Here is a 22,181-nt window from a genome sequence, read left to right as displayed (position 1 = left end):
AGCCGCACAGGCTGTGAGTTAAAAGCACGCAAGCATTCGATGTACCGCCAAGCTTCCCAAAAGGCGGACGATCATCGATCCAGGGGGCTTGCCGATGAACGTGCGGCCAATTATCCAGCCTATCCGTGCGATACCGAGCGACGGTCCCGCGCATGTTATTGCCGGCATCTTCGCCACGGAACTGCAAATTCCGACCGCGGACATCGACGATAGTTTCTTCGATCTCGGGGGCGATTCGCTAACCGCCGAAACTCTCGTTCTTGCCGTCCAAAACCGGTTCGGCATCAAGCTCCAGACTTCGGTCCTGCTGGCGGCGCCGACGCCGCGTGAATTTGGCAGGCTGGTCGCGTCCTTGACGCCAACCCACCCCGCACGGCAACTCATTGTGCCGGTATCCGGCAGTTCCGGCCATGAGCCGATCGCAATGATCCACGGCATTTCGGGATCGGCGCTGTTCGCCAATCGCTTCGGAAAGCGCCTCAAGGAGAAATACGCGGTGATGGCCGTGCGCGGCATGGGTCTTGAGCCCGGCGAAACACCGTATTCCAATCTGGACGAAATAAGCGCCAACTATTTTGAAGGCCTGACCTCAGTGACAGGCCGACACCCACATATAATCGGCGGTATCTGCCTTGGCGGTTTGCTTGCGATCGAGGTCGGGCGCCTCACCTATGAAGTGACTGGCGAGCGGCCTGCGCTGCTGCTCATCGATCCGCCGCCGCTCGGCTCGGCCTGGCTGAAGCCGATACCGGACGACCGCATGACCGCCAGCAGGCGGCGCCAGATCACGCGCAAGGTCGTCTATTGGCGCCTGCTTCGCGACGGCTTGAATGCCGCTGGGCTGGGACAAACGCGCATCGGGCGTCACACCCGGCAGAAAGCATTCAAGAGCGCCCTCGTCCGCGCCGCTGCCGGATTCTCGCCTTCGTCTTACCCCTGCGATATCCTGGTTCTCGCCAGTTCGGAATGGAGCGCCGCAACGGTGGAGCAATACAGGGGCTGGGCGTCTGAAAAAACCAGGATAAAAACCGTTGTCGTCCCGGGCACGCACGACAAGTTTCGCGAAGCCAACATGCAGGCGATCGACGACGAGATCATCGCATTCCTGGCGGCCAGAGATGTTGCCGTGATGCGCGAACCCGCCTCGCCATAGCATCGCGGGGGATCAGCGCCCAAGCCTTCCCGATGACAAGCCTTCCCGATGAAAGGATGGAAGGATTCGAAGGTCGGCGAGACGGGCTGCAGCTGCCCGGCGACGGTGTGGAAACCGACCAGCGCCATTTCAAGCCTCAACAACTACGAGATGGAGAAGCGCGGCGAATTTCCCGCGTCGTTTCAATGTGCCAATCGACATGCAACTTACGCCTGCGCGCGGCGAGGCGCACTCTACGGGACAACAAAATTCCTGCCTGCAGCGAACAGGTCGCGACCGCTAACGCTCACTTTGCCGCGTCGGATGCACTCGAATCAACCGAGCGTCCCGTCGTCAGGCCATCACAATTTGGAACGCCCTGAAGCCGGCAAAGAGCTGGCGCTAACCACCGTCACTTTTCGCTCAGCGGAGCGCAAGGACGAAAGTGCGTCCTGGGAAATGCCCTCGTCGGTGATCACCTCGTCGATTTCGGAAATATCCGAAAGCGTGCAGAAACCAGGTGCGGTGAACTTCGAGCTGTCGACGAGCAGGATCGTCTTGCGGGCGGAAGAGATCATGGCGCGCTTGAGCGACGCCACCTCGAGCGAGGTTTCCGTCAGCAGCGTGCCCGTGACGGCCGAAGCGCCGGTCATGCAGAGGTCGGCATGAAGCGTTCTGATGAAACTCTCGCCCGGCTCACCGGCAAGGTGCCGATAGCCAGGACGGACAGTGCCGCCCGGCAGGATGATGCGCCAGGATTTGATGTCGGCCGCGAAATCGGCGATCTGGAGACTGTTCGTCACCACGGTCAGCGGCAAATCCCGCTCGGCGGCGGCGCGCACCACCTCCATGACGGTCGAGGAACTGTCGAAGATGACGCTGTCGCGAGCACTCAGCCGCTGCGCGGCCTCGCGCCCGATCGCTACCTTCTCGGCGTGCTGCAGTTCCGCATTGACGGTCATCTCGCGTTCGAAGGTGGCGCGCATCGGCTGCAGCAAATGTGCGCCACCGTGGGTGCGTTCGAGATACCCCTTTTCCACCAGGTGTTCGAGGTCGCGCCTTACCGTTGATTGCGATCCGCCAATCGTGTCGGCGAGCTCCTGGATGCTGGCCGCCCCGCTGACCCGCAGGTGCTCCAGGATGAGAGCCCGCCGCTTGGCGGGAAGCATCTCGACGCGTCTGCTTGGAGAGTCCATGCTTCACCCGCTCGGTAGCCGACGGCGAGGTCGACGGATTTCAGGCCAGATCGTTCAATCTCTACCAAATCGTATAGCCGCAATCCACAACCACAACCGCGCCGGTCATAGCGCTCGCTGCATCCGAGGCAAGGAAGAGGATGGAAGCGGCAATCTCGTCGGGGCGCGCAACGCGCTTCATCGGCGTCATCTCCATCCACACCGGCATCAGCTTGTTGTCAGTGAAGCCGCCGCGCGACATGACAGTATCGACATAGGTCGGCGCGACACAGTTTATCCTCACGCCGCGCTCGGCCCATTCTCCGGCAAGGCTGCGTGTCATGTGGTGAACGGCGGCCTTTGCGGTGTTGTAGTGCACCTGACGCTGCGGCTTGTTGGAAATCAATCCGGACATGGAACCCAGCGTGACGATCGCGCCACGGCCACGTTCGAGCATGGGTCTTGCGAACTCCCGGCATGACCAATAGGCGCCATTCAGGTCGACGTCGATCACCTTCAGCCATACGTCGTCGCTCATATCCTCCCCGCCTGTGTCGGGCCAGGCGATCCCCGCATTGGCGATCAGGATATCGACCGCGCCGTGACGCTCATTGGCAGATCGAGCGGCTGCGGCAACGGCCTTGGAATCGGTTACGTCGAGCTGTACCGCTTCGACCTGATGGCCCTTCCGCTTTAGCTCGTCACGCCCCGCCTCCAACACCTGAGGATCCATGTCCGATATGGTAACCCGTGCGCCAGCCTCCGCGAGCGCTTCGGCCGTCGACAGGCCGATGCCGCGGCCGCCGCCGGTGATGAAGGCAGTTTTACCGTCAAGTCGGAACCGTTCGAGAAACATGGAATTTGTCCTTCAGGCGCGTTGGAGTGCGGGACCGGCGTCGGCGTGGCGGTGTTGTCCGAGGATGAGCAGACAGCCTGCGGTGAAGCTGTCACCCAGGCCGAGCGTCGTCACTGGCTTCTCCAAGTAGGGAGAAGCGCAGGCAACGAAGGTCCAGCGTCCCTTGCGGACGGGCGTTTCGAAAGGAAGTGGATGGAATTCGGCCGCCGGTGCGATCGCGATGGTTCGTGCGGGTTCTCCATTCGCCGCCCTGGCGCTGGCGATAGCGCAGCCTGCCATCAGTGCGCGTTCCTCTTCCTTTGGATCGTTTAAGGTTGCGGCGGCGGCCCATGTATCGGCATGCACGCACACCCGCTCGAGATCGAGACGCTCGCCTAGCGCCACAAGAGCCTCCATGGGATGGTGGGCGGACGGGCTCATGGCGAGCAGTTCGGAATGGCTCATTCCGAGCGAGGTGATCGCACCGCGGGAATGGGAAAAAAGCTCCTCGACTGCCTGCTGCGTGGCATAGCCCGCCAGCTCGAAATGGATCGTCTTGAGGCCGGCTGCCTTCCAGTCGCGGCTGAGAGCGAAGACGTGCCGGCTGGCGGCGCCGACATTCTCCACCGCCTCGTCGTTCAGCCCGGCAAGAAGCCCGGCTGCGGCTGACGGCGCCAGCCGGCGCGACATGGTCTCGAAATCCTGGTCATGCTGAATTCCGCGGTCGCAGAAGCGGACGATGACACGTGAGGAGCGGGTCGGCACGACGGCGCCGATCGCGCGGCCGGCGGTGAATTCGAAAATGAAGATTTCCGGGATGTGCGGACCAGCCGGGGACACTGCATCCGGCGTCTTGAGCGTCCCGCTTTCCGCCAGCAGAACGCCGGCCGGTATCAACCGCAGCATTGCCGCGTGACGATCCTCGATGGCGACCAGGGAGCGGACCCCAAGTTGCCCTAGCACCCAAGCCGCCTGAGGACCGGTTCCGCCCAGTGCATAGTGCAGCGGCAAGCGCTCGCGCAGCCACGCCGGGCCTTCCGGCCAGTCGAACCGCACCTCGCCGCCCACCCCGCGCGCGGCACGCGAAAGAAGAAGATCGGCGAGTTGCGCCGCAGGGCTGCAGTTCGGTGCGCCCAGAAGCGGCTGCATGTCGTGCATCTCGACCCGCGCATCGATACATGCGCTGATGCCGCACAGGAACAGGCCCGCCGACGCAAGGGCATCCGCGCCAAGCGAACCGGACCGCGGATCGATCAGGGCGCGATAGCGTTCTGCGCACGATGCGACGAAACCATCACTCACGGCCGCGCTCCTCCTCACCTCTGCCGACACTGCCAATTGCTATCATTATCTTCCACAGCGTCAATGCAATTCTGTAGTTTCGCGCCGGAATTGCGCAGAAATGGCGTTGCGGAGCCGGCTCATGGGCATCGCAGCACGCAATTCGTGCAAATGCTCAGAGTGCGCCATTCATTGGGGCTCCTGAATATTTTATAATGAAAACAACGTGTTAATTCTAGGCAAATCCTAACTTATGGCAGATGAATGAGATTGGCGCGCCGCCACGTGCCCTCATCACGCAAATTAGAAAGATTTAGGTAGCTATTGACAGATTGTGAGAAATATCTGCCTATGACGTTGGAACGGCGAAGCAAGAGCGCGGCAACAGAGCCGCCCAACATGTCCACCGAGGAACAACTATGGTCACGAGACTCGACAGGAAGCTGGCAAACATTCGCGCCGGCCGCTACAAGCCGACCGATTTCGTCATTGCCGATGCCAAGGACAGCGACGTTGGCGCCGGCGTGACCGCTACAGGCTTCGACTATTCGGTCAAGCCGCCGCGCCGCCGTAGCCGCCAGGAGTTCATCGCCCAGATCGAGGAGATCATCAAACAGGACATCGTCGACATCATGCTGGTGTCGCAGTCCAACCTTGATCTTCTCGACGAGCGTGGCGCTTTCTTCGGCAGTGAGATGAAACCGGCGATCCGCGGCAATCTGGAAACGATGTGCTGGGGCGCCGTGCGTCACGGCGTCTATACCCAGAAGCCGTCGGCGCCATTCCGCGATGCCAATCTTTCGCGCGCTATCGCCAACTATCCGACGCGCGGCACGGACCTTGCTCTCTATTCAGTTTCCTTCAGCAACGATGTCGAACTCGACATCCGCACGTTGAATGCCTTTGCCGAGTTCCGCGCCGAGGCGGCTCGGACCAACTTCAAATATTTCTACGAGGTCTTCAATCCAAGCGTCGATATCGGTCTCAGCAGCGAGCAAATCGGCGAATTCGTCAACGACAACATCATCAAGTCATTGGCGAGCGTGCCGAAGGCCGAGCGTCCGCTGTTCCTGAAGACACCGTATAACGGGCCGAAGGCGATGGAAGAACTCGCCAATTTCGATTCCGAGTTGATCGTCGGCGTGCTCGGCGGCGGGGCTGGCACCACCCGCGACACGTTCGAGCTCGTCGCCCAGTCGCAGCGCTATGGCGCTCGCCTGGCGCTCTTCGGCCGCAAGATCAACCTCGCCGAGGCGCCGCTTCACCTCATCGTTTTGATGCGGGCGGTTGCTGACGGCACAATTGGCCCGGAGGAAGCCGTGCGCGCCTATCACGGCGACCTGCAGAAGCTCGGCCTGACGCCAAACCGCCCGCTCGCGGACGACCGGGTGATCACGGAAGACGTGTTGACGGTCGCAGCCGCCAAGGCCGCCTGACGCCGGAACTGGTGAGCGGCGCATGCAAAACGCTGTCGGTTAGGAAAGCGACCCTCCAATGGGTCATTGCGCCCGCGAGTAGGAGGCTCGCGACGCTCACTACGTGGTAGAAAAAGGGAGGAATACTATGAGGAAGATGCTGTTTCTTGCGACGACGATCCTCGCCGCCGCTCTTTCTGCTTCGGCGAATGCCGAGCAGAAAGAGGTGACCGTCTGGTCATGGTTCGTGCAGAGCACGATGAACAAGTCCATCGCCGCCTTCGAGAAGGCACATCCGGACGTCAAGGTGAAATATACCTACTACAACTATTCGCCTGAATACATCACGGCCCTGAAGGCGGCGGCGGCGTCCGGGAGCCTGCCTGACGTGATCGGCCTGCAGCCGGGATCGCTCACCCAACAATATCGCGAAAATCTTGAAGCGGTGAACGAGCGCGCCGCCAAGCAGTGGGGCGACAAGTGGGCGGAAAAGATCTTCCCGGTCAACCGCAAGCAGATGCTGATGGGCAATCCGAAGGGCGACGAAAATTATTACATCATCCCCCAGGAATCCCAGGTTCTGTGCATCTGGTACAACCGCAAGGTCTTCGAAAAGCTCAATCTTTCGGCACCAAAGACCTATGACGAGTTGAAAGCTGCGGCCAAGGCGCTGACCGACAACGGCTATATTCCGATGTTCCAGGGCGCGGCCGACGGCTGGCAGAACGAGAACGTTTTCCTCATGCTCGCCAACCAGTTCTCGCCGGGCATCGTCGACAAGGCCCAGGCGGGCGAAACGCCCTGGACAGCACCGGAACTCGTCGAGGCGATGAAGGCCTGGAAAGGCCTTTTCGACGACGGCATCTTCCAACAGGGAGCGCTTGGGGCGCATGCCTATCCGACGGGCGCTCAGCTCTTTGCACAGGGCAGGGTCGGCATGATGGCGCTCGGCTCCTGGTGGATGCAGGAAAGCAAGTTCCCTCCCCCACTGTCCGAGTTTGTCCAGAACATGGACGGCTTCGACTTTTTTTATCTGCCTCCTGTCAAGGACGGCAATCCAGCGAGCCCGCCCGTCGGCGGCATCGACATCGGCTACGGCCTGACCAAGAATGGTGGCAAGAACCCCGAAGCCTGGACTTTTCTTGCCGAACTCACCAACGGCGTTGGCCTTCAGGAGGCGTTGAATGACCTCAACGACCTCCCGGCGTTCGAGGGCTATTCGCCGAAGGGCGACATTACCGATCACGTGAAGGAGATGTCGGCCCGCTTCATGGCAGACCTGCCCAAGGCGGAAAACCAGCGCTTTGCCTCGCCGGCAGTCGCCGAGGCGCTCGACAATGCGCTTGCCGGCGTCGCGGCTGGCAGCATCGAGCCGGAAGCAGCGCTCGCCACCGTGCAGGCGGCGACCGAGAAGGCACTTGCTGCAAAGTAACCTGGGACGAACGACCGGGCGCAGACGCGCCCGGTCGCTTCATTCTGAAATGGCAAGCATCATGAGCACAGAAGCTATGCGAGCCGGATCCACCATCGCGAAGGTCGGGCGGCGATCGGCATCCAGAGCTTCGCGGCTCTATCTTTTCGTGCTTCCGGCGACGCTTCTGTTTGTCGTCTTCATCGCCTATCCGATTCTCTGGGTCGCCGGGCAGAGCCTCTATGTCGGCACAAGCGCCGGAGCGGTCTTTGCCGGACTTGCCAACTACAGGACGGTTCTCGGCGATCCGACCTTCTGGACCGTGGTGCGCAACATGTTTCTGTGGGGCGTCATCACCATACCGGTGCAGATGCTGATTGGCGGGCTGCTCGCCTATTTCATCGAGCGCCATACCCACGCCCTTCGCGGCTTCTTTCGCACCATGTTCTTCCTGCCCGTGGTGACCTCGGTTTCGGTCATCAGCCTGGTTTGGGTGCAAATTTACGCGCCCTACTATGGCATTGCCCAGGAGTATTTGAAGCGCGTCGGCATCGTCATGGCGACGTCACCGATCGGCGACCCGGAGACGGCGATCTATGCGCTGATCATCGTCAACATCTGGCAATGGACCGGCTTCTCGATGCTCATGTACATCGCCGGCATCGCCAACCTGCCGAGCGAAGTGCTCGATGCCGCCCGCATAGACGGAGCGAAGGGCTGGCGGCTTGCCGTGCATGTGATCGTGCCGATGCTTGCCCCTGCAACGAAATCCCTGCTGCTCCTGGGCGTTATCGGCACATTGCAGACCTTCCCCATCGTGCACCTGATGACCGGCGGCGGACCGAACCGGGCCAGCGAGGTCTTCGGCACATTCATCTTCAAGCAGAGCTTCGTGCTGGGCGACACAGGCAGCGGGGCCGCGCTCTCCGTCATCGTGCTGGTCATCGCGCTCACCCTCTCGCTGATCCAGATCGCAGCGCTGGGCGCCCGCCTGACGCCCGCGGCAAGGCAGCATCCGTGATGATGCCCCTCACCCGCCTCCGAATCCGCGGCATGCTCATCCATGCCGTCCTCTTCATCGTGCTCGGCTTCTGGATGGTGCCCCAGATCTACATGCTGTCGATCGGGCTGCGCACCCCGGCTCAGGCCTTCGACGCAGAGCTCTTCACCTGGCCGGTGACCTTCGACAACTTCGTCACCGTCATTCGCGACAATCCGCTGGGGGCCATTTTTCTGAACAGCCTGATCATCACGGTTGCGACAGTGGTGATCGTGGTCGCGGTCTCCTCGCTGTTCGCCTTCGCCTGCGCAATCCTGAGGCTGAAGGGCTCGATCTTCCTCTACACCACGCTGCTCACGACCTTGATGGTTCCGCTCGCCTCCATGGTCCTGCCGCTCGCCATCCTCCTTCAGAATTTCGGCTGGGTGAACACCTATATCGGACTCATCCTGCCCTACGCGGCGCTCGGCGTGCCGTTTGCCATGGTCATCCTCAAGTCCTTCATGGAAGATGCCCCGCGTGAACTCTTCGAGGCGGCGCGGGTAGATGGCTGCAACGCCTGGCAAACCTATTGGCACGTGGCCTTGCCGCTGGTGCGGCCGGCCCTGGTCTTCGTCACGATCTGGCAGTTCATCGTGACGTGGAACGAGTTCTTCCTCGCCCTCATCGTTCTCACTAAGAGCGAGATGAAGACGCTCACCATCGTGCCCATGCAGTACTCCGGCCTCTATATGGCCAATCCCGGCGCCCTCTTCGCAATCCTGACGCTCATCGCACTTCCCCTCATCCTCCTTTATGTGCTGGTGCAGCGCGCCTTCGTGCGGGGCCTGCTCGCCGGTGCGGTCAAAGGCTAGACCCATGGCAACGCTTTCGATCGACAAAGTCACCAAGGCCTTCGGCAATACGACCGTCATTCCGGAACTGTCGCTGACAATCGAGGACGGTGAGTTCTGCGTCCTGGTGGGACCGTCGGGCTGCGGCAAGTCCACACTGCTTCGGATCATCGCCGGGCTGGAGCCGATCAGCTCCGGCCGTATCCTGATCGATGGCGCGGATATGAGCGGTGCCGAGCCACCGGCAAGAGGCGTGGCCATGGTGTTCCAGTCCTACGCGCTCTATCCGCACATGGATGTCGGCCGCAACATCGGTTTCGGCCTGAAGATCGCACGGACGCCCGCCGCCGAAATCGTTGAACGCGTAAGGCGTGCTGCCGAGAAACTGCGGCTCGGTTCCTATCTCAAGCGCAAGCCACGAGAGCTTTCCGGCGGACAGCGCCAGCGTGTCGCGATCGGCCGCGCCATGACACGCAAGCCGAAACTCTTCTTGCTCGATGAGCCACTTTCCAATCTCGACGCGGCATTGCGTGTCGGCATGCGGGTGGAGATCGCGCGGCTGAAGGCTGAACTGGCATCCACCATGGTCTACGTCACGCACGATCAGGTGGAAGCCATGACGCTTGCCGACCGCATCGTGGTGATGAATGGCGGGCGCATCGAACAGGTCGGCACACCGCTCGAGCTTTACCATCGGCCAGCCAATTTGTTCGTTGCCGGATTCATTGGTTCGCCGGCGATGAATTTCCTGAACGGCAAGGTTGCTGCCATTCGCGAGATGGTCGTGACCGTGGCTCTTTCCTGGGGACCGGTACTAGACATTCCGGTCGAGCGGCATGTCGAGCCCGGCGATCGCGTTACGCTGGGCATTCGGCCGGAACATGTCGTGCTTGCGGGCCACGGACAGGCCGATGCCCATGTCGTGCAGGCTTCCATGGTCGAACTGCTTGGCAGCGACACATTCATACATGCCAATGAACGCGAGGAAAGCCTGATCATTCGTGACAGCCGAGGCCGGATCGTGCGGGCGGGCGAACGCATCGCAATCACGCTGCCGGCTGACGTCTGCCACCTTTTCAACGAGGCCGGAGACAGAATTTCCAATGCAGCCGCCGCGCATGCGGAACGCGTCCTGCTCAAGGAGCGTGTCAACTGATCGGGCTGCCGCGACACCAGCGCAAGACTTCAAACAGGGGCTAGGAGGAAATCATGACGGATTTTCAGGGAAGAAAGATTCTGGTGACGGGGGGCAGCGGCGGTATCGGTGGCGCCACCGTGCGGCACCTGGTGCGTGCAAACGCCAACGTCATCGCGGCCGGACGCTCCCGCGAAGCGCTCGTTGCGATCGCAAAGGAGACGGGCTGCCGCACTGTGACCTTCGACCTTGCCTCGGAAGACGATATCCGAACTGCCCTGGAAGGCCTCGAACTCTGGGGAGTGGTCAATTGCGGCGGCTTCGGCGGCGAGATCGCAACGCCCATGGACACCGACATCGCGATTTTCGACAAGGCCATCACCATCAATGCGCGTGGCGCGTTGTTGGTCACCAAATATGCAACGCAGCAAATGGTGCGCATCGGCAAGGGCGGCGCGATCGTCAACGTCTCCAGCCAGGCAGCGCTCGTCGCGCTCGAGGGGCACATTTCCTACGGCTCTTCGAAGGCGGCGCTCGAAAACATCACGCGCTGTTCGGCCTTGGAGTTGGGCAAATACGGAATTCGGGTCAATAGCGTTAATCCAACGGTCGTCATGACACCAATCTCATCCGGCCACTGGAGCCAGCCGCATGTCGCCGAACCGTTCCTGAAGCAGATGCCGCTCGGCCGGTGGGCAACAGAGGACGAAATCGCCGGCCCGATCGTGTTCCTGCTCAGCGATACGGCCTCGATGATCACCGGCGTGTCGCTACCCATCGATGGCGGCTATACCTGCCGATGAGGCCTATGACGGCGGTCCTACCGAGAAGCTGATGCTGCCGGTTCTTCGAACTTCGCCGCGCCGGTCATGATGGCGACGACATCGGCCATGGTGTGGGTTTTCGGACTGACCACGGCCGCACGTTTGCCGAGCCGCATGATGTGGATGCGGTCGGCGATTTCGAAGACGTTCGGCATGTTGTGGCTGATCAGGACTACCGGCAGTCCACGCTGCCGGATTGCCTGGATCAGGTCGAGAACCTGGCCAGTTTCCCGCACGCCGAGTGCTGCTGTGGGCTCATCCATGATCGCAAGTTTCTTGGCGAATAGTGCCGCTCTGGCAACAGCGACGCCCTGACGCTGACCGCCTGACAGCGCTTCCACGGCGCTGCCGATCGACGGCAGGCGGAATTTCAGTTCCGCCATGCTGCGTTCTGCCTCTGCTCGCATGCCCTTCTTGTCGAGCATGCGCAGGACATTGCCGAGGAATCCGGGGCGGCGGCGTTCCCGACCCAGAAACAGATTGCTGGCGATATCGAGCGCGGCCGCAACGGCGAGATCCTGGTAGACCGTCTCGATGCCCAGCTTGCGTGCGTCCAGCGGACCCTTGAAGTGGACGGGTTGGCCGTCCAGCAGGATGTCGCCGTTGTCAGGGACGATCGCTCCGGTCAGCGCCTTGATCAGCGAGCTCTTTCCAGCGCCGTTGTCGCCGACGACCGCCAGGATTTCGCCGGAGCGCAGTTCGAAATCGACACCGTCGAGAGCGGTGATGTGCCCGTAGCGTTTGATCACGTTGCGCGCTTCGAGGACGACGCCAACTGGAGCGGTCGCCACCGGCTCTCTCGGCTCGACAGGCGTCATCACCGCCTCCCTCTGGTCAATTGATCTAGCGCGACCGCCACGATCACGAGAATGCCTGTGACCAGATCCTGCCAGAGCGGATCAATGCCGGCGAGCGTCAGCCCGTTGCGCAGGACGCCGACGATCAGCGCGCCTATCAGTGTGCCGATCAATCCGCCCCGGCCACCGAACAGGCTGGTGCCGCCGATGACGACGGCGGTGATGGAATCGAGATTGGCGGTCTGCAAGGCATTGGGGTCGGCGTTGGGGATCCGGCCGAGCGCCAGCCAGGCCGCGATCCCATAAATGAACGCCGCAAGGACGTAGACCGAGAGGAGAAGTCGGCCGACCGGTATGCCGACAAGCCTGGCGGCTTCCGGATTGTTGCCGACCGCGTAGACATGTCGCCCCCATTGGGTCTGGTTGAGAAGGAACCAGACCATTCCATAGAGGAGGAGCATGATGATGACGCCGTAGGTGACGATGAAGCCGTTCAGGCGGACGGTGTTTCCCGTCCAGCCGAGAAATTCGTCGGTGACCGGAAATGCCCCGCCCGCCGAAATCAGCCTGAGCGCGGCGGTGATGATGCCCAATATACCGAGCGTCACGATGAAGGGCGGCAGGCGCAGACCGCTGATCAGGCTTCCAGCCGCGACACCGGCCGCCGAGCAGGCGAGAACGGCCAAGCCCATGGCCGCAATCGGATCATAGCCGCTGTTGGCCAGTTTTCCGGCAAGGATGGTGCCCAATACGCATATCGCCCCCACTGCGAGGTCGATGCCGGCCGTCAGGATGATCAAGGTTTGGCCAATGGCCAAGGTACCGATGATCACCGTCTGCTGGAGAATGATCGACAGGTTTTGTGTGGCGAGAAAACGCGGATTGGTCAGGGAAAAGATCAGGCCGAAAGCGAGCAGTACAAGCAGTGGACCAACCGATGGCGTGCCGACGAACCTCGCGGCAATCTTGGACATCCTGCCGAAAGAGAGTGCTGATGCCGAATTCATAGTGCCCTCTGGAACGGTCGCCACGTTTCCCGACCTCAAGGGTTGGGCCGGAAACGAACGGGACCATGCCGATACAGATACACCGCCTTGTCGACGGCCTGTCCAGCATGGTCCCGCCGGGAGGATTCAGAAATCAGTCGCCCCAGCAGTTCTTGAGGCCCCATTCGGTATTTTTGGAGTCAATCCCTTCAACCGGCTTGTCGGTGATCAGGAACGACCCCGTATTGACGAACCCACTCGGCTTCTTGCCGTTGGTCGCATAGTCCACGACCGCATCGACACCCATGGCCGCCATCTTGTAGGGGAACTGCATGACGGTCGCGGCGATCTTGCCGGCTTTGACGTCGCGAACGCCGGCACAGCCGCCGTCGATCGAGGTCAGCATGACATCGGCCTCTTTGCCGAAGGATTTCAACGCCGCGTAGGCGCCGGCGGCGGCTGGCTCGTTGATGGTGTAGACGGCATTGATCTCGCCATTCTTCGAGAGCAGGTTTTCCATGCCGACCTGGCCCTTGTCCTGCGCACCGTTGGTAATGGCCGAGCCGGCAATAGCCGGATCACCTTCGGCGAGCCCGAAGCCCTTCAGATATCCATTGTGCCGAAACGTATCGACCGTGCCGCCAGGCGTTCCATCGAGCATGGCAAGCACCGGCTTCTTGTCGCCGAGCGCCTTGCGGGCATAGGCGCCCTGCTCCACGCCGGCCTCGAAATTGTCCGTGGCAAACGTCGCGTCGACGGCATCGGCCGGCTCGGTCGCGGTATCGAGCGCGATCACGAGGACCCCTGCATCGCGCGCCTTCTTGATGACACCCAGCATGCCGGTCGAATTGTTCGGCGTCACCAATATGCCTTTGGCGCCCGCGCTGATCAGATCCTCGATCGCAGTGACCTGGCCTTCATTGTCGCCGTCGAACTTGCCGGCGCGGGCGATCAACTTGACGCCCTTGGCCTTGGCCGCCTCTTCGGCAGCCTGACGCATTTTTACAAAGAACGGGTTGACCTCCGTCTTGGTGACGAGGCCAACAATGACTTCCTCGGCCGAGGCATGGGCGGTCACTGCAAAGGCAGTCCCGAAGAACACAAGGCCCGCAACGGTTGATCTCACGACGGTTCCGGATTTGGTGCCGGTCGACATAGGCAAAGTGGACATGAAACTCCTCCCGAGTTGTTGAACCCTTCTCCCAAAGGCCCACTGAGTAACGCATACGTTTTGCATACCGTCAAACATTATATCCATGATTATGTATGTTTTTATACATTATTGTAGGTGTTAGCCGCGCCTCGGGCGCGCTCTGCATGACGAGGATGCGATTCCGCAACAGAAATCGACGGGGTGGCAATCGTCCTTTCAGGCCACCGATTTCGTTTCTTCCGCCGGCCGGTCGAGAGACGCCGCCCTGTTCAGATCGTGCATGGCCTTGCGCACGGCCTGGCTGTCGCTGAGCTGCCGATAATTCTTGTAGAGAGACCGGTAGGCGGCCGCGCTTTCGCGACGGGGCCGATAGGGCGTGAAGGTGCGCGCGCCGAACCGGGCCGTGCCCTCGGCGAAACCGTTCACCAGTTCGGCCGCGACCGCACCATGGACCGCCGCGCCGACGGCCGTTGCATGGGCAATGCTTGGAACCTCTACGACACGCCCCAGCACGTCGGCCATGATCTGCACCAGCAATGGATTGTTCTGAGCCAGCCCGCTCGTCAGGATCACGCGGTTGATAGCAAAATCGCCGGCCTCGAAGAGGTCGACCACCGTGCGAGCGCCAAAACACAGTGACTCGATCAGTGCGCGGTAGATGCCGACGCCCGTGGTCTCGGTGGTGAGGCCGACAAGCATGCCGCTGAGGTCTGAATCCGCGAGCGGCACGCGGTTGCCGTTCCACCAGTCGAGCGCTACGAGATGGTTAGCGCCGGGTTCGAGCCCGGCCGCCTCGCGATTGTAGACACGGAAACTTTCTGCTTCGTCGGCACCACGCGGAAAGGCCTTCACGAACCAGGCGAGCGTGTCGCCGAACCCGGCCTGCCCGGCCTCGTAGCACCAGAGATCACGAACCGATCCATCCTTGGCCACGCCTTCAATGCCGGGCGGCAAAGGACGGAACTGTTCGTTCAACAAGAGATAGACAGCCGAAGTCCCGAGCGCACCGACGAGACAGCCGGACGACACGGCCCCAACCGCGGGCAGCACGACGTGTGAATCAATGACCGCCACCGCGACGATCGCGCGACCGCCGACTCCGGTGCGCGCCCGCCATGCCTCAGACAGGCTTCCAGCCGGCGTGCCAATACGGTGCGGCACCGAGAGCTTTTCGGACAGGCCGGGCACGATGCCCTGCGGATAGCCTTCGGTCTCGGAATACTGGGCCTTGTACGCTGCAAATCCCAGACTTCGCACTTCGCGGCCGGTCAGCTGCCAGACAAGCCAATCGCCGGACTCGATAAACCGGCCGGCCGCGCCCCATATGTGCGGTGCTTCGCCCGCGATCTGGGCGGCCTTTGGAAGCAGCCATTCCCCGGAAAGCTTGCCGCCGAAATTGCGCAGGAAGGATCCGCCGACACGGTTGATCGCGTCCGCATAGGGCTGCGCGGCGCGATGCTTCCACAGTTTTACATAGGCATGGGGCTCGCCGGGATGAAGTTCGGAGAGGGCTGTGCCGTCGGTGGTGGTCGGCATCGGGGAGCTTGCCGAGAAGCCCAGCCCGATCGACTCGATGACCCGTCCGCGCCCCAACACACCTAGAATTTCTTCCGCCGCATCGAGATAGTCGGCGGCGTTCTGCAACGCCCATGACCGCTGCAAGGGCGTGCCGTCAAGAAGGCTTTGCGTCATGACGTCATGGCGATAGGCATGCGTGTGGCTGCCGATCTGCTCGCCGGTTGCGGCGTCAAGCAGAACGCCGCGGGCTGACCCGGTGCCGTAGTCCAGTCCGATGACGTAGGTTGCGGTCATCTCGCCTGCTGTTTCTCGAGTGGCCTGTAAACCGCCTTCTCGACTGCCTGGAGCAGCATCGAGCCGTGGCCATTGCTGAGCACGACGCGATCACGGTCAGGCCAGACGGGATTGGTGGCGTTCTCGACTGCATCCACTGACAGCGCGCGAATGGCGTTCGCCAGGAGATCTGGGTGGGCGAAGTCCTTCTGCGCTGACAACATGTGAGGGCCCGTTTGATCGAGTGACGTAGAAACGTCGGAACAGCGCGGGTCAGCCACGCAAGTTCGTTGGTTCTCCCAGAAGGCGCCCTCTTAGCCATAGATATGTCTATAAGTCAACGTAGTATTGTATATTTTTATTCAAAATATACAAGGCTTTCTTGCGGACAAGCCTTTATCTCCCTTGGGTTTGTGGCTAAATCTCGGGCAAACAGGGAAGACCGGAATGGCCAGGACAAATGGTACGGCGGAGCATCCCGCCCTTGCGAACAGCGGTGAAATTCTCTCGCTTATTGCTACCGGTGCTGCCACGTCTCGGTCGGCGTTGCTCGACGCGTCGGGATTGTCGCGAGTGACTGTCACCCAGCGCCTGAATGCGCTGATTGACTCGGGCCTGATCCGCGAGACGGCGCGCACCATGCCGAGTGGCGGGAGGCCGACGCGCGTGCTTGGGATCAATGAACGGGCGGGTTTCTTTCTCGTCGCCAATATTGGCGAAGCCTACATCCATCTCGCCGCCATGGACCTCGAACCCGCGATTGTCTCGCAAAGTACAATACCGTTCAACGCGTCGGACGGACCGGCGGCTTCCCTTGAGCAGATTGCCGATGGGTTCGACGTCCTGGCAGCGAAGGCCCGAACCAGCCACGGCTCCCTTTTTGGGGTCAGCCTCAGCATGCCCACGCCGGTCGATTTCAAACGCGGTCGCGTCGTCGGTCCTTCGGTCCTTCACGGGTGGGATGAATTCGACATCATAGGCTGGCTGCGCCGTCGCTTCGATGTGCCAATCTATGTCGAAAATGACGTTAACCTGATGGCGATCCACGAGCATCGCCAGAATTTCCCGCATGTGGATGACATGTTCTTCATCAAAGCGGGAACGGGTATCGGCAGCGGCATTATCGCAGGCGGCAGGATCTTTCGTGGCGCTCAGGGCGCGGCCGGCGACATCGGCCATATCCAGTTCAATTCCGAGAACGCGCCTTTGTGCCGCTGTGGCAAGCTCGGTTGTGTCGAAGCCCGCGCCGGTGGCTGGGCGATTGCCCGGGACCTCTCGAGCAAAGGCTTCCAGGCGGAGAACGCCCGTGATGTCATATCGCTTGTTGAAATGCAGAAGCCGGAAGCCCTGATGCTGCTGCGCAGCGCTGGGCGGGTGATCGGGGAAGTCGCCTCCGATGTCGTCAGTATTCTCAACCCAAGCCTGATCGTGGTGGGCGGCACACTCGCCAAGGGTGGAGAGTTTCTGCTGTCGGGTATCCGCGAGCTTGTCTACCAGCGATGCCTTCCACTTGCCACGCGCGAGTTGCAGATCGTACTTGCCAATCCGCAGAAGGACAGTGCGCTTTTTGGCGCTGCTTATTTGGCGCTTGAGGATATCTTCAGCCTCGGGAAAGTGGAGGAACTCATCGATCGACTTTCCATCGACCGCGCCAATCCACTTTCACAAAGCAGCATGATTTCTGGATGACGCTGTTTCAGTGACACCCATGATCATCGCGACAAGATCCTTCTGAACTCCTTGGCGCACAGTCATCTCGCCCACATTTCTTGCCGCATGACGACAGCACCTACACCAATATCAAGGCTCATCCGCTGATCGACGGCTATGCCCGCCTCGGCATCGACCTGGTGGGCCGCTACCTGGCGCGCCGTCGCCGACGGGGCGGATACCGAAGCGCGGGCCGGGATGATGCTGACCTCTTACTACGGTGGGGTGTGCTTGGGCCGGTCAATACCGCCGGTGGCCATGCTTTGGCCTATCCTCTGGGCACGCGGCTCAAGCTTCCCCATGGGCTGGCCAACGCCATCATCTTCCCGCACGTGCTGGCCTTCAACGCGTCTGCCTGCCCAGACAAGACTGCTGGCGTCGCCTCTATGCTGGGCCTCGGCGCTGGTGCGCGTGCCAACGACATTCTGACGAGCGCCATGGACTATTGCCAGGCGCTCGGCATCGAAATGCGTCTGTCGCGCCATGGCGCGACAGGGGCAAGATTTGCCGATTTGGGCCGAGGAGGCCTTTGCCATAAAGCGCCTGATCGACAACAACCCCCGGCCGCTCGGGAGCCAGGACATTCTGTCGATCTATCTAAGCGCGCTCTGATCGACCTGTGGGCCTGCTCGGCGCGTCGGTGCCGGCCTTGCCGGCTGCGGCGCGTAGAACCAGCGCTGTCTTTTGGAGTGCGGATGGAAGGCCCCATTCGTGAGGTCCGTGTCGCTCGCTATGCCTGCCAGGCCGTGGCGGCGACACTAAGGGCTCCCGGCTTCATGCAGAGGCAAACTGTTGACCAAGCCCGGCATTGATCCAGGCACGTGTCTGTTCCAGCACCTCATCCGAAAGCGTGGGATCGTCGATCGCCCGAGCGATAATCACTGCTCCTACCATCGCCGCCCAGCTTCCGATCGCCACGCGGCGTCTGTCTGCCGCATCAAACTCCGGGAGCGCCTTGCCGATACGGTCGATCTGCGAGCGAAGGCCTTCGGTCATGGCCGAGCGTGTAGCCGGGGTCTGATGGCGGATGGCCGCAACAAGGCCCGCCGTTGGGCAACCACCGGCGGCATTATCGCGATGACGGGGCGAAAGATAGGCATCGACATATGCGCGAAGATCGCCCTCTCCACCTGCGTCCAGGGCGAGGACATGGGCAAGGGTCTGCGCGATCAGGTCGTCCTTCGAACTGAAATGGCCATAGAAGCCGCCATGGGTGAGCCCGGCGGCTTTCATCACCTCCGCCACGCTGACTGCATCGAACCCCTTGTCGCGAAACAGCCGGCTCGCGACATCCAGAATTCGGCGACGGTTCTCCGCCATCTGTTCTCGACTGACCTTCATTTCAAATTCTCCGCCGGACCCCTGTTGACATTTACATGATGGCTATCATATTTAACTTCAATCATGATGATCGTCATGAATATAGGTTCCATCAGAGAAAAGAGCAATGCCATGACCACCATCCCGTCAGTCCTCATTACCGGCGCCTCCACCGGCATCGGAGCCGCCTATGCCGAGCGCTTCGCGCGCCGCGGGCACGACCTCGTGCTGGTTGCCCGTGACATGGCACGAATGGAGGCTCTGGGGACCCGTCTGCGTCAGGAAAATGGCGTGGCGATCGACATCATCCAGGCTGATCTTACGCAGCCTGCCGAGCTTGCAACGGTGGAGACGAGGCTGCGCGATGACGCCCGCATCGGGATCCTCGTCAACAATGCCGGAACGGCCATCGGCGGAAGCTTCATCGAGCAGGGTACCGACGACGTCGCGCGGCTCGTTGCGCTCAACACGACCGCACTTTTGCGACTTGCCAGCGCCATGGCCCCGCGTCTTGCGAAGGCCGGCGAAGGAGCGATCGTCAACATCGGCTCCGTGGTCGGCCTGGCGCCGGAGTTCGGCATGACAGTCTACGGCGCAACCAAAGCCTTCGTGCTGTTTCTGTCGCAGGGGCTCAGCCTCGAGCTCGCGCCGAAGGGTGTCTACGTCCAGGCCGTGCTTCCCGCCACGACGCGAACGGAGATCTGGGACCACGTCGGCGCCGACATCAACACGCTTTCCAACGTGATGGAGGTGGGCGATCTGGTTGATGCGGCGCTGGTCGGCTTCGACCGCCGCGAACCGGTGACCATCCCGCCGCTTCCCGATGCCGGGCAGTGGGACGCGCTTCAGGCCGCGCGCCAGGCCATGCTTCCGAACTATCGGAACGAACATCCCGCCGAGCGGTACCGCACGGTCGCCTGAGCACCAACGCAGCCACTTCGATAAACGACCCCGCCGCGGCGGGGACAAACAAAGGTGACCTATGACGAGCAAAACACTGTTTGAGCCCTATACTCTCGGCTCGCTGACCCTCTCAAATCGGATCGTCATGGCGCCCCTGACGCGCAATCGTGCTGGCCCAGGCTTCGTTCCAGGCGATCTCGCCGCGGAGTATTACGGCCAGCGCGCGTCGGCCGGCCTGCTGATTTCCGAGGCTACGCAGATCTCGCAGCAGGGACAGGGCTACCAGGACACGCCCGGCATCTACTCCCAGGCGCAGATCGACGGCTGGCGCAAGGTCACCAACGCCGTGCACACCAAGGGTGGCCGGATCTTCCTGCAGCTCTGGCATGTCGGCCGCGTCTCGCACGTCGACCTTCAGGAGCATGGCGCCGCGCCCGTCGCGCCCTCGGCGATCCGGGCCGCGACCAAGACGTTCGTGAACAACGGCTTCGTCGAGGTTTCGGAGCCCCGAGCGCTGGCGCTCGACGAGCTTGCGGGGATCGTCAACGATTTCCGGCAAGCAGCCGCGAACGCCATTGAGGCCGGCTTCGATGGCGTCGAGATTCACGGCGCCAACGGCTATCTGCTGGACCAATTCGCCAAGGACGGCGCCAATGTCCGCACGGATGCTTATGGCGGATCGGTCGAGAACCGCGCCCGGCTGATGCTGGACGTTACGGCTGCGGTGGTCGAGGAGATCGGCGCTGAGCGTACCGGCATCCGGATTTCGCCCATCTCGCCCGCCAACGGCGTCTCGAGCGGCGCCCCCCAGGCGCAGTTCGACTATATCGTCGATCAACTCGACGCCTTGGGCATCGTCTACGTCCATGTCGTCGAGGGCGCCACGGGCGGACCGCGCGATGTCGCGCCGTTCGACTTCGGATCGCTCCGCCGGCGCTTCAACAACACCTATATCGCCAACAACGGCTATGACCTCGACCTCGCTGCGTCGCAGCTTGCCGACGGCAAGGCGGACCTGTTCGCCTTCGGGCGCCCATTCATCGCCAATCCTGACCTTGTGGAACGGCTGAGGACGCGCGCGCCGCTGGCGGAGTTCAACCCGGCGACGCTCTATGGCGGCGGCTCCGCCGGCTATACCGACTATCCCGCGATCGCCGCCTCAAGCCACCCATGAGCCCATCGGGGCCGCGCCTGCGCGGCAGCCATCCCAACTCGACGGCAGCACCTTATCCTCTCGGAGAACATCGCAATGCGTATTCTGAAACAATCTGCCGTTATCGCGCTCACCGTGGTCGCCGCGCTCGCGTCCTCGGCAGCGAGGGCGGACAATGCCTCGCCAGTCGGTTTGTGGAGGAACGTCGACGACGTCAGCGGCAAACCAAGGGCGCTGATCCGCATCACGGAAGCGAATGGGAGCTTGCAGGGCAAGATCGAGAAAGTCTTCCTAGCCCCGAACGAAAGCCCGACCTGTACGAAGTGCGAAGGCGCGCTCAAGAATGCGCCCGTCTTCGGCTTGGTGATCCTGTCCGGCCTGAAAAAGGATGGCGCCGGATTTACCGGCGGCCAAATCCTCGATCCGGATAATGGCAAAACCTATAGCAGCAAGATCTACGTGACCGATGGCGGCAAGAAGCTAAACGTGCGCGGCTACATAGGCGTGTCATTGCTGGGTCGTTCGCAGATTTGGCAGCGCCAGGAATAAGCGGCCGAGATCGACGCGAAAACTGCTCTATCCAGAGAAAACTTCTTAGAAAGGAAAAACGGCTTAGCGAGATGCCGGAGCCAGCATTGCGGACTGACGATGTACTGATCGAGATCGACGCGGCCAGCTCAATCTTCTGGATTCCAGATTCGCGCTCCCTCATTCCCACTCGATTGTTCAAACAGCATATAACTCATTGACAAAAAATTACGCTCTTGATTTTAAAGGGAAAATCGCCACAAAAAGATATTTTGAGATTTCGCCAACTATCGGGGCCAATCGGCCGATTTTTTTGCACCTTGCAGCGTTCGACGCCGCGCCCAAGCCGTCTCGAAAAGTACCGTCACCGCCCCAGCTAAGGCATTAGCCGAAGCCGTCGCGATCGACAAGCAACCGGTGTTGCATACATCCTACTACAGGCGGCTGTGAGCGCTGGCATCCACTCGATTCCTGCCGAATTTCCGGCTAGCCTGGGCGATAGATGGCTCAGTTCTGGTGGGTGATTCATAATCAGACCGCCCTTCAAGAGATTGATGGGCAGCACCTTTGGTCCCCCAAGACCGAGAGCAATGGCGCGCGAAGTGAGTTCTACAACAATATGCGCCGTGCGACGCCCGGCGACCTTGTCGTTTCGTATGCCGATCAAGCAATTAGGTATATTGGCAGGATAGCGGAATTCGTCTTCACCGCTCCGAAACCAATGGAGTTCGGAGAGACCGGGGCTTATTGGAATCAAGAGGGATGGCTTCTGCCGAACTTTGGGACACCGGGTTTCCCT

At 61.4% G+C, this 22,181-nt stretch carries 21 protein-coding genes; 12 read left to right on the top strand and 9 right to left on the bottom strand.

The window, feature by feature from the left end; genetic code table 11:
* Nucleotides 1–94 precede the first annotated feature (94 nt).
* Nucleotides 95–1,153: a thioesterase domain-containing protein gene (locus CIT25_RS06065; protein WP_095483649.1), complete on the top strand. Its 1,059-nt coding sequence runs from the start codon at nt 95–97 to the stop codon at nt 1,151–1,153.
* A gap of 341 nt (nt 1,154–1,494) precedes the next feature.
* Here the strand turns inward: CIT25_RS06065 and CIT25_RS06060 are convergent, their stop codons facing one another.
* The 3 genes from CIT25_RS06060 to CIT25_RS06050 form a co-directional block, all read right to left on the bottom strand.
* Entirely contained in the window at nt 1,495–2,328 is an 834-nt protein-coding gene (locus CIT25_RS06060; RefSeq protein ID WP_095483648.1) for a DeoR/GlpR family DNA-binding transcription regulator, read from the bottom strand.
* Nucleotides 2,329–2,389: 61 nt separating this feature from the next.
* Nucleotides 2,390–3,163 (bottom strand): SDR family NAD(P)-dependent oxidoreductase, encoded by a 774-nt coding sequence (locus CIT25_RS06055; protein WP_095483647.1) that lies wholly within the window; start codon nt 3,161–3,163, stop codon nt 2,390–2,392.
* Between the two features lie 12 nt (nt 3,164–3,175).
* Complete coding sequence (locus tag CIT25_RS06050) at nt 3,176–4,444, bottom strand: ADP-dependent glucokinase/phosphofructokinase (RefSeq protein WP_095483646.1); 1,269 nt, start codon at nt 4,442–4,444, stop codon at nt 3,176–3,178.
* Between the two features lie 398 nt (nt 4,445–4,842).
* Between CIT25_RS06050 and CIT25_RS06045 the strand changes: the two genes are divergently transcribed.
* The 6 genes from CIT25_RS06045 (at nt 4,843) to CIT25_RS06020 (ending at nt 11,020) form a co-directional block, all read left to right on the top strand.
* Nucleotides 4,843–5,859, top strand: coding sequence for a hypothetical protein (locus CIT25_RS06045; RefSeq protein ID WP_095483645.1), 1,017 nt, complete (start codon nt 4,843–4,845; stop codon nt 5,857–5,859).
* Between the two features lie 127 nt (nt 5,860–5,986).
* Nucleotides 5,987–7,270 carry an ABC transporter substrate-binding protein gene (locus CIT25_RS06040; protein ID WP_095483644.1) on the top strand — a complete coding sequence of 428 codons (1,284 nt, stop codon included), beginning with the start codon at nt 5,987–5,989 and terminating at the stop codon, nt 7,268–7,270.
* A 61-nt stretch (nt 7,271–7,331) separates the two neighbouring features.
* A complete protein-coding gene (locus CIT25_RS06035; RefSeq protein ID WP_095483991.1) occupies nt 7,332–8,270 on the top strand; it encodes a carbohydrate ABC transporter permease in 939 nt (312 codons plus the stop codon).
* On the top strand, nt 8,270–9,103 hold the full coding sequence (locus tag CIT25_RS06030) for a carbohydrate ABC transporter permease (RefSeq protein WP_095483643.1): 834 nt from the start codon (nt 8,270–8,272) through the stop codon (nt 9,101–9,103). The genes CIT25_RS06035 and CIT25_RS06030 overlap by 1 nt, the downstream gene beginning before the upstream one ends.
* 4 nt (nt 9,104–9,107) lie before the next feature.
* Nucleotides 9,108–10,238, top strand: coding sequence for an ABC transporter ATP-binding protein (locus CIT25_RS06025; RefSeq protein WP_095483642.1), 1,131 nt, complete (start codon nt 9,108–9,110; stop codon nt 10,236–10,238).
* A 53-nt stretch (nt 10,239–10,291) separates the two neighbouring features.
* Nucleotides 10,292–11,020, top strand: coding sequence for an SDR family oxidoreductase (locus CIT25_RS06020; protein WP_095483641.1), 729 nt, complete (start codon nt 10,292–10,294; stop codon nt 11,018–11,020).
* A 17-nt stretch (nt 11,021–11,037) separates the two neighbouring features.
* Here the strand turns inward: CIT25_RS06020 and CIT25_RS06015 are convergent, their stop codons facing one another.
* From CIT25_RS06015 to CIT25_RS05995, 5 genes are all read right to left on the bottom strand, one after another.
* A complete protein-coding gene (locus CIT25_RS06015) occupies nt 11,038–11,859 on the bottom strand; it encodes an ATP-binding cassette domain-containing protein (RefSeq protein WP_095483640.1) in 822 nt (273 codons plus the stop codon).
* Complete coding sequence (locus CIT25_RS06010) at nt 11,859–12,845, bottom strand: ABC transporter permease (protein WP_095483639.1); 987 nt, start codon at nt 12,843–12,845, stop codon at nt 11,859–11,861. The genes CIT25_RS06015 and CIT25_RS06010 overlap by 1 nt, the downstream gene beginning before the upstream one ends.
* Before the next feature lie 133 nt (nt 12,846–12,978).
* The gene (locus CIT25_RS06005; RefSeq protein ID WP_245329772.1) at nt 12,979–13,995 is read right to left on the bottom strand and encodes a substrate-binding domain-containing protein; all 1,017 of its coding nucleotides are present in this window, start codon (nt 13,993–13,995) and stop codon (nt 12,979–12,981) included.
* Nucleotides 13,996–14,193: 198 nt separating this feature from the next.
* A complete protein-coding gene (locus CIT25_RS06000) occupies nt 14,194–15,789 on the bottom strand; it encodes an FGGY-family carbohydrate kinase (RefSeq protein WP_095483637.1) in 1,596 nt (531 codons plus the stop codon).
* Nucleotides 15,786–15,992 carry a hypothetical protein gene (locus CIT25_RS05995; RefSeq protein ID WP_095483636.1) on the bottom strand — a complete coding sequence of 69 codons (207 nt, stop codon included), beginning with the start codon at nt 15,990–15,992 and terminating at the stop codon, nt 15,786–15,788. The genes CIT25_RS06000 and CIT25_RS05995 overlap by 4 nt, the downstream gene beginning before the upstream one ends.
* 223 nt (nt 15,993–16,215) lie before the next feature.
* Between CIT25_RS05995 and CIT25_RS05990 the strand changes: the two genes are divergently transcribed.
* Nucleotides 16,216–17,457, top strand: a complete 1,242-nt coding sequence (locus tag CIT25_RS05990) for an ROK family transcriptional regulator (protein WP_095483635.1) — start codon at nt 16,216–16,218, stop codon at nt 17,455–17,457.
* Between the two features lie 80 nt (nt 17,458–17,537).
* Nucleotides 17,538–18,290, top strand: coding sequence for a dehydroquinate synthase/iron-containing alcohol dehydrogenase family protein (locus CIT25_RS05985; protein WP_095483634.1), 753 nt, complete (start codon nt 17,538–17,540; stop codon nt 18,288–18,290).
* Here CIT25_RS05985 and CIT25_RS05980 read toward each other — a convergent pair.
* Nucleotides 18,253–18,819: a TetR/AcrR family transcriptional regulator gene (locus CIT25_RS05980; RefSeq protein ID WP_095483633.1), complete on the bottom strand. Its 567-nt coding sequence runs from the start codon at nt 18,817–18,819 to the stop codon at nt 18,253–18,255. The genes CIT25_RS05985 and CIT25_RS05980 overlap by 38 nt on opposite strands.
* Nucleotides 18,820–18,930: 111 nt before the next feature.
* Here CIT25_RS05980 and CIT25_RS05975 point away from each other — a divergent pair, with 111 nt between their 5' ends.
* From CIT25_RS05975 to CIT25_RS05965, 3 genes are all read left to right on the top strand, one after another.
* Nucleotides 18,931–19,719 carry an SDR family NAD(P)-dependent oxidoreductase gene (locus tag CIT25_RS05975; protein WP_095483990.1) on the top strand — a complete coding sequence of 263 codons (789 nt, stop codon included), beginning with the start codon at nt 18,931–18,933 and terminating at the stop codon, nt 19,717–19,719.
* Nucleotides 19,720–19,780: 61 nt separating this feature from the next.
* Entirely contained in the window at nt 19,781–20,875 is a 1,095-nt protein-coding gene (locus tag CIT25_RS05970) for an alkene reductase (protein ID WP_095483632.1), read from the top strand.
* Between the two features lie 75 nt (nt 20,876–20,950).
* Nucleotides 20,951–21,403 carry a DUF2147 domain-containing protein gene (locus CIT25_RS05965; protein ID WP_095483631.1) on the top strand — a complete coding sequence of 151 codons (453 nt, stop codon included), beginning with the start codon at nt 20,951–20,953 and terminating at the stop codon, nt 21,401–21,403.
* Nucleotides 21,404–22,181 lie beyond the last annotated feature (778 nt).

The organism is Mesorhizobium mediterraneum, assembly GCF_002284565.1.
Classification (GTDB): domain Bacteria; phylum Pseudomonadota; class Alphaproteobacteria; order Rhizobiales; family Rhizobiaceae; genus Mesorhizobium; species Mesorhizobium mediterraneum.
Note: the sequence above shows the minus strand (reverse complement) of the source record. Positions and strands in the feature narration are given on the sequence as shown.

Coding starts and splice junctions, on each gene's coding strand:
- CIT25_RS06000 (WP_095483637.1), bottom strand. CDS start 15,789: ATGACCGCAACCTACGTCATCGGACTGGACTACGGCACCGGGTCAGCC.
- CIT25_RS05990 (WP_095483635.1), top strand. CDS start 16,216: ATGGCCAGGACAAATGGTACGGCGGAGCATCCCGCCCTTGCGAACAGC.
- CIT25_RS05980 (WP_095483633.1), bottom strand. CDS start 18,819: ATGAAGGTCAGTCGAGAACAGATGGCGGAGAACCGTCGCCGAATTCTG.
- CIT25_RS06060 (WP_095483648.1), bottom strand. CDS start 2,328: ATGGACTCTCCAAGCAGACGCGTCGAGATGCTTCCCGCCAAGCGGCGG.
- CIT25_RS06020 (WP_095483641.1), top strand. CDS start 10,292: ATGACGGATTTTCAGGGAAGAAAGATTCTGGTGACGGGGGGCAGCGGC.
- CIT25_RS06045 (WP_095483645.1), top strand. CDS start 4,843: ATGGTCACGAGACTCGACAGGAAGCTGGCAAACATTCGCGCCGGCCGC.
- CIT25_RS05975 (WP_095483990.1), top strand. CDS start 18,931: ATGACCACCATCCCGTCAGTCCTCATTACCGGCGCCTCCACCGGCATC.
- CIT25_RS06005 (WP_245329772.1), bottom strand. CDS start 13,995: ATGTCCACTTTGCCTATGTCGACCGGCACCAAATCCGGAACCGTCGTG.
- CIT25_RS06035 (WP_095483991.1), top strand. CDS start 7,332: ATGAGCACAGAAGCTATGCGAGCCGGATCCACCATCGCGAAGGTCGGG.
- CIT25_RS05995 (WP_095483636.1), bottom strand. CDS start 15,992: ATGTTGTCAGCGCAGAAGGACTTCGCCCACCCAGATCTCCTGGCGAAC.
- CIT25_RS06025 (WP_095483642.1), top strand. CDS start 9,108: ATGGCAACGCTTTCGATCGACAAAGTCACCAAGGCCTTCGGCAATACG.
- CIT25_RS06010 (WP_095483639.1), bottom strand. CDS start 12,845: ATGAATTCGGCATCAGCACTCTCTTTCGGCAGGATGTCCAAGATTGCC.
- CIT25_RS06065 (WP_095483649.1), top strand. CDS start 95: ATGAACGTGCGGCCAATTATCCAGCCTATCCGTGCGATACCGAGCGAC.
- CIT25_RS06055 (WP_095483647.1), bottom strand. CDS start 3,163: ATGTTTCTCGAACGGTTCCGACTTGACGGTAAAACTGCCTTCATCACC.
- CIT25_RS06040 (WP_095483644.1), top strand. CDS start 5,987: ATGAGGAAGATGCTGTTTCTTGCGACGACGATCCTCGCCGCCGCTCTT.
- CIT25_RS05970 (WP_095483632.1), top strand. CDS start 19,781: ATGACGAGCAAAACACTGTTTGAGCCCTATACTCTCGGCTCGCTGACC.
- CIT25_RS06015 (WP_095483640.1), bottom strand. CDS start 11,859: ATGACGCCTGTCGAGCCGAGAGAGCCGGTGGCGACCGCTCCAGTTGGC.
- CIT25_RS06030 (WP_095483643.1), top strand. CDS start 8,270: ATGATGCCCCTCACCCGCCTCCGAATCCGCGGCATGCTCATCCATGCC.
- CIT25_RS05965 (WP_095483631.1), top strand. CDS start 20,951: ATGCGTATTCTGAAACAATCTGCCGTTATCGCGCTCACCGTGGTCGCC.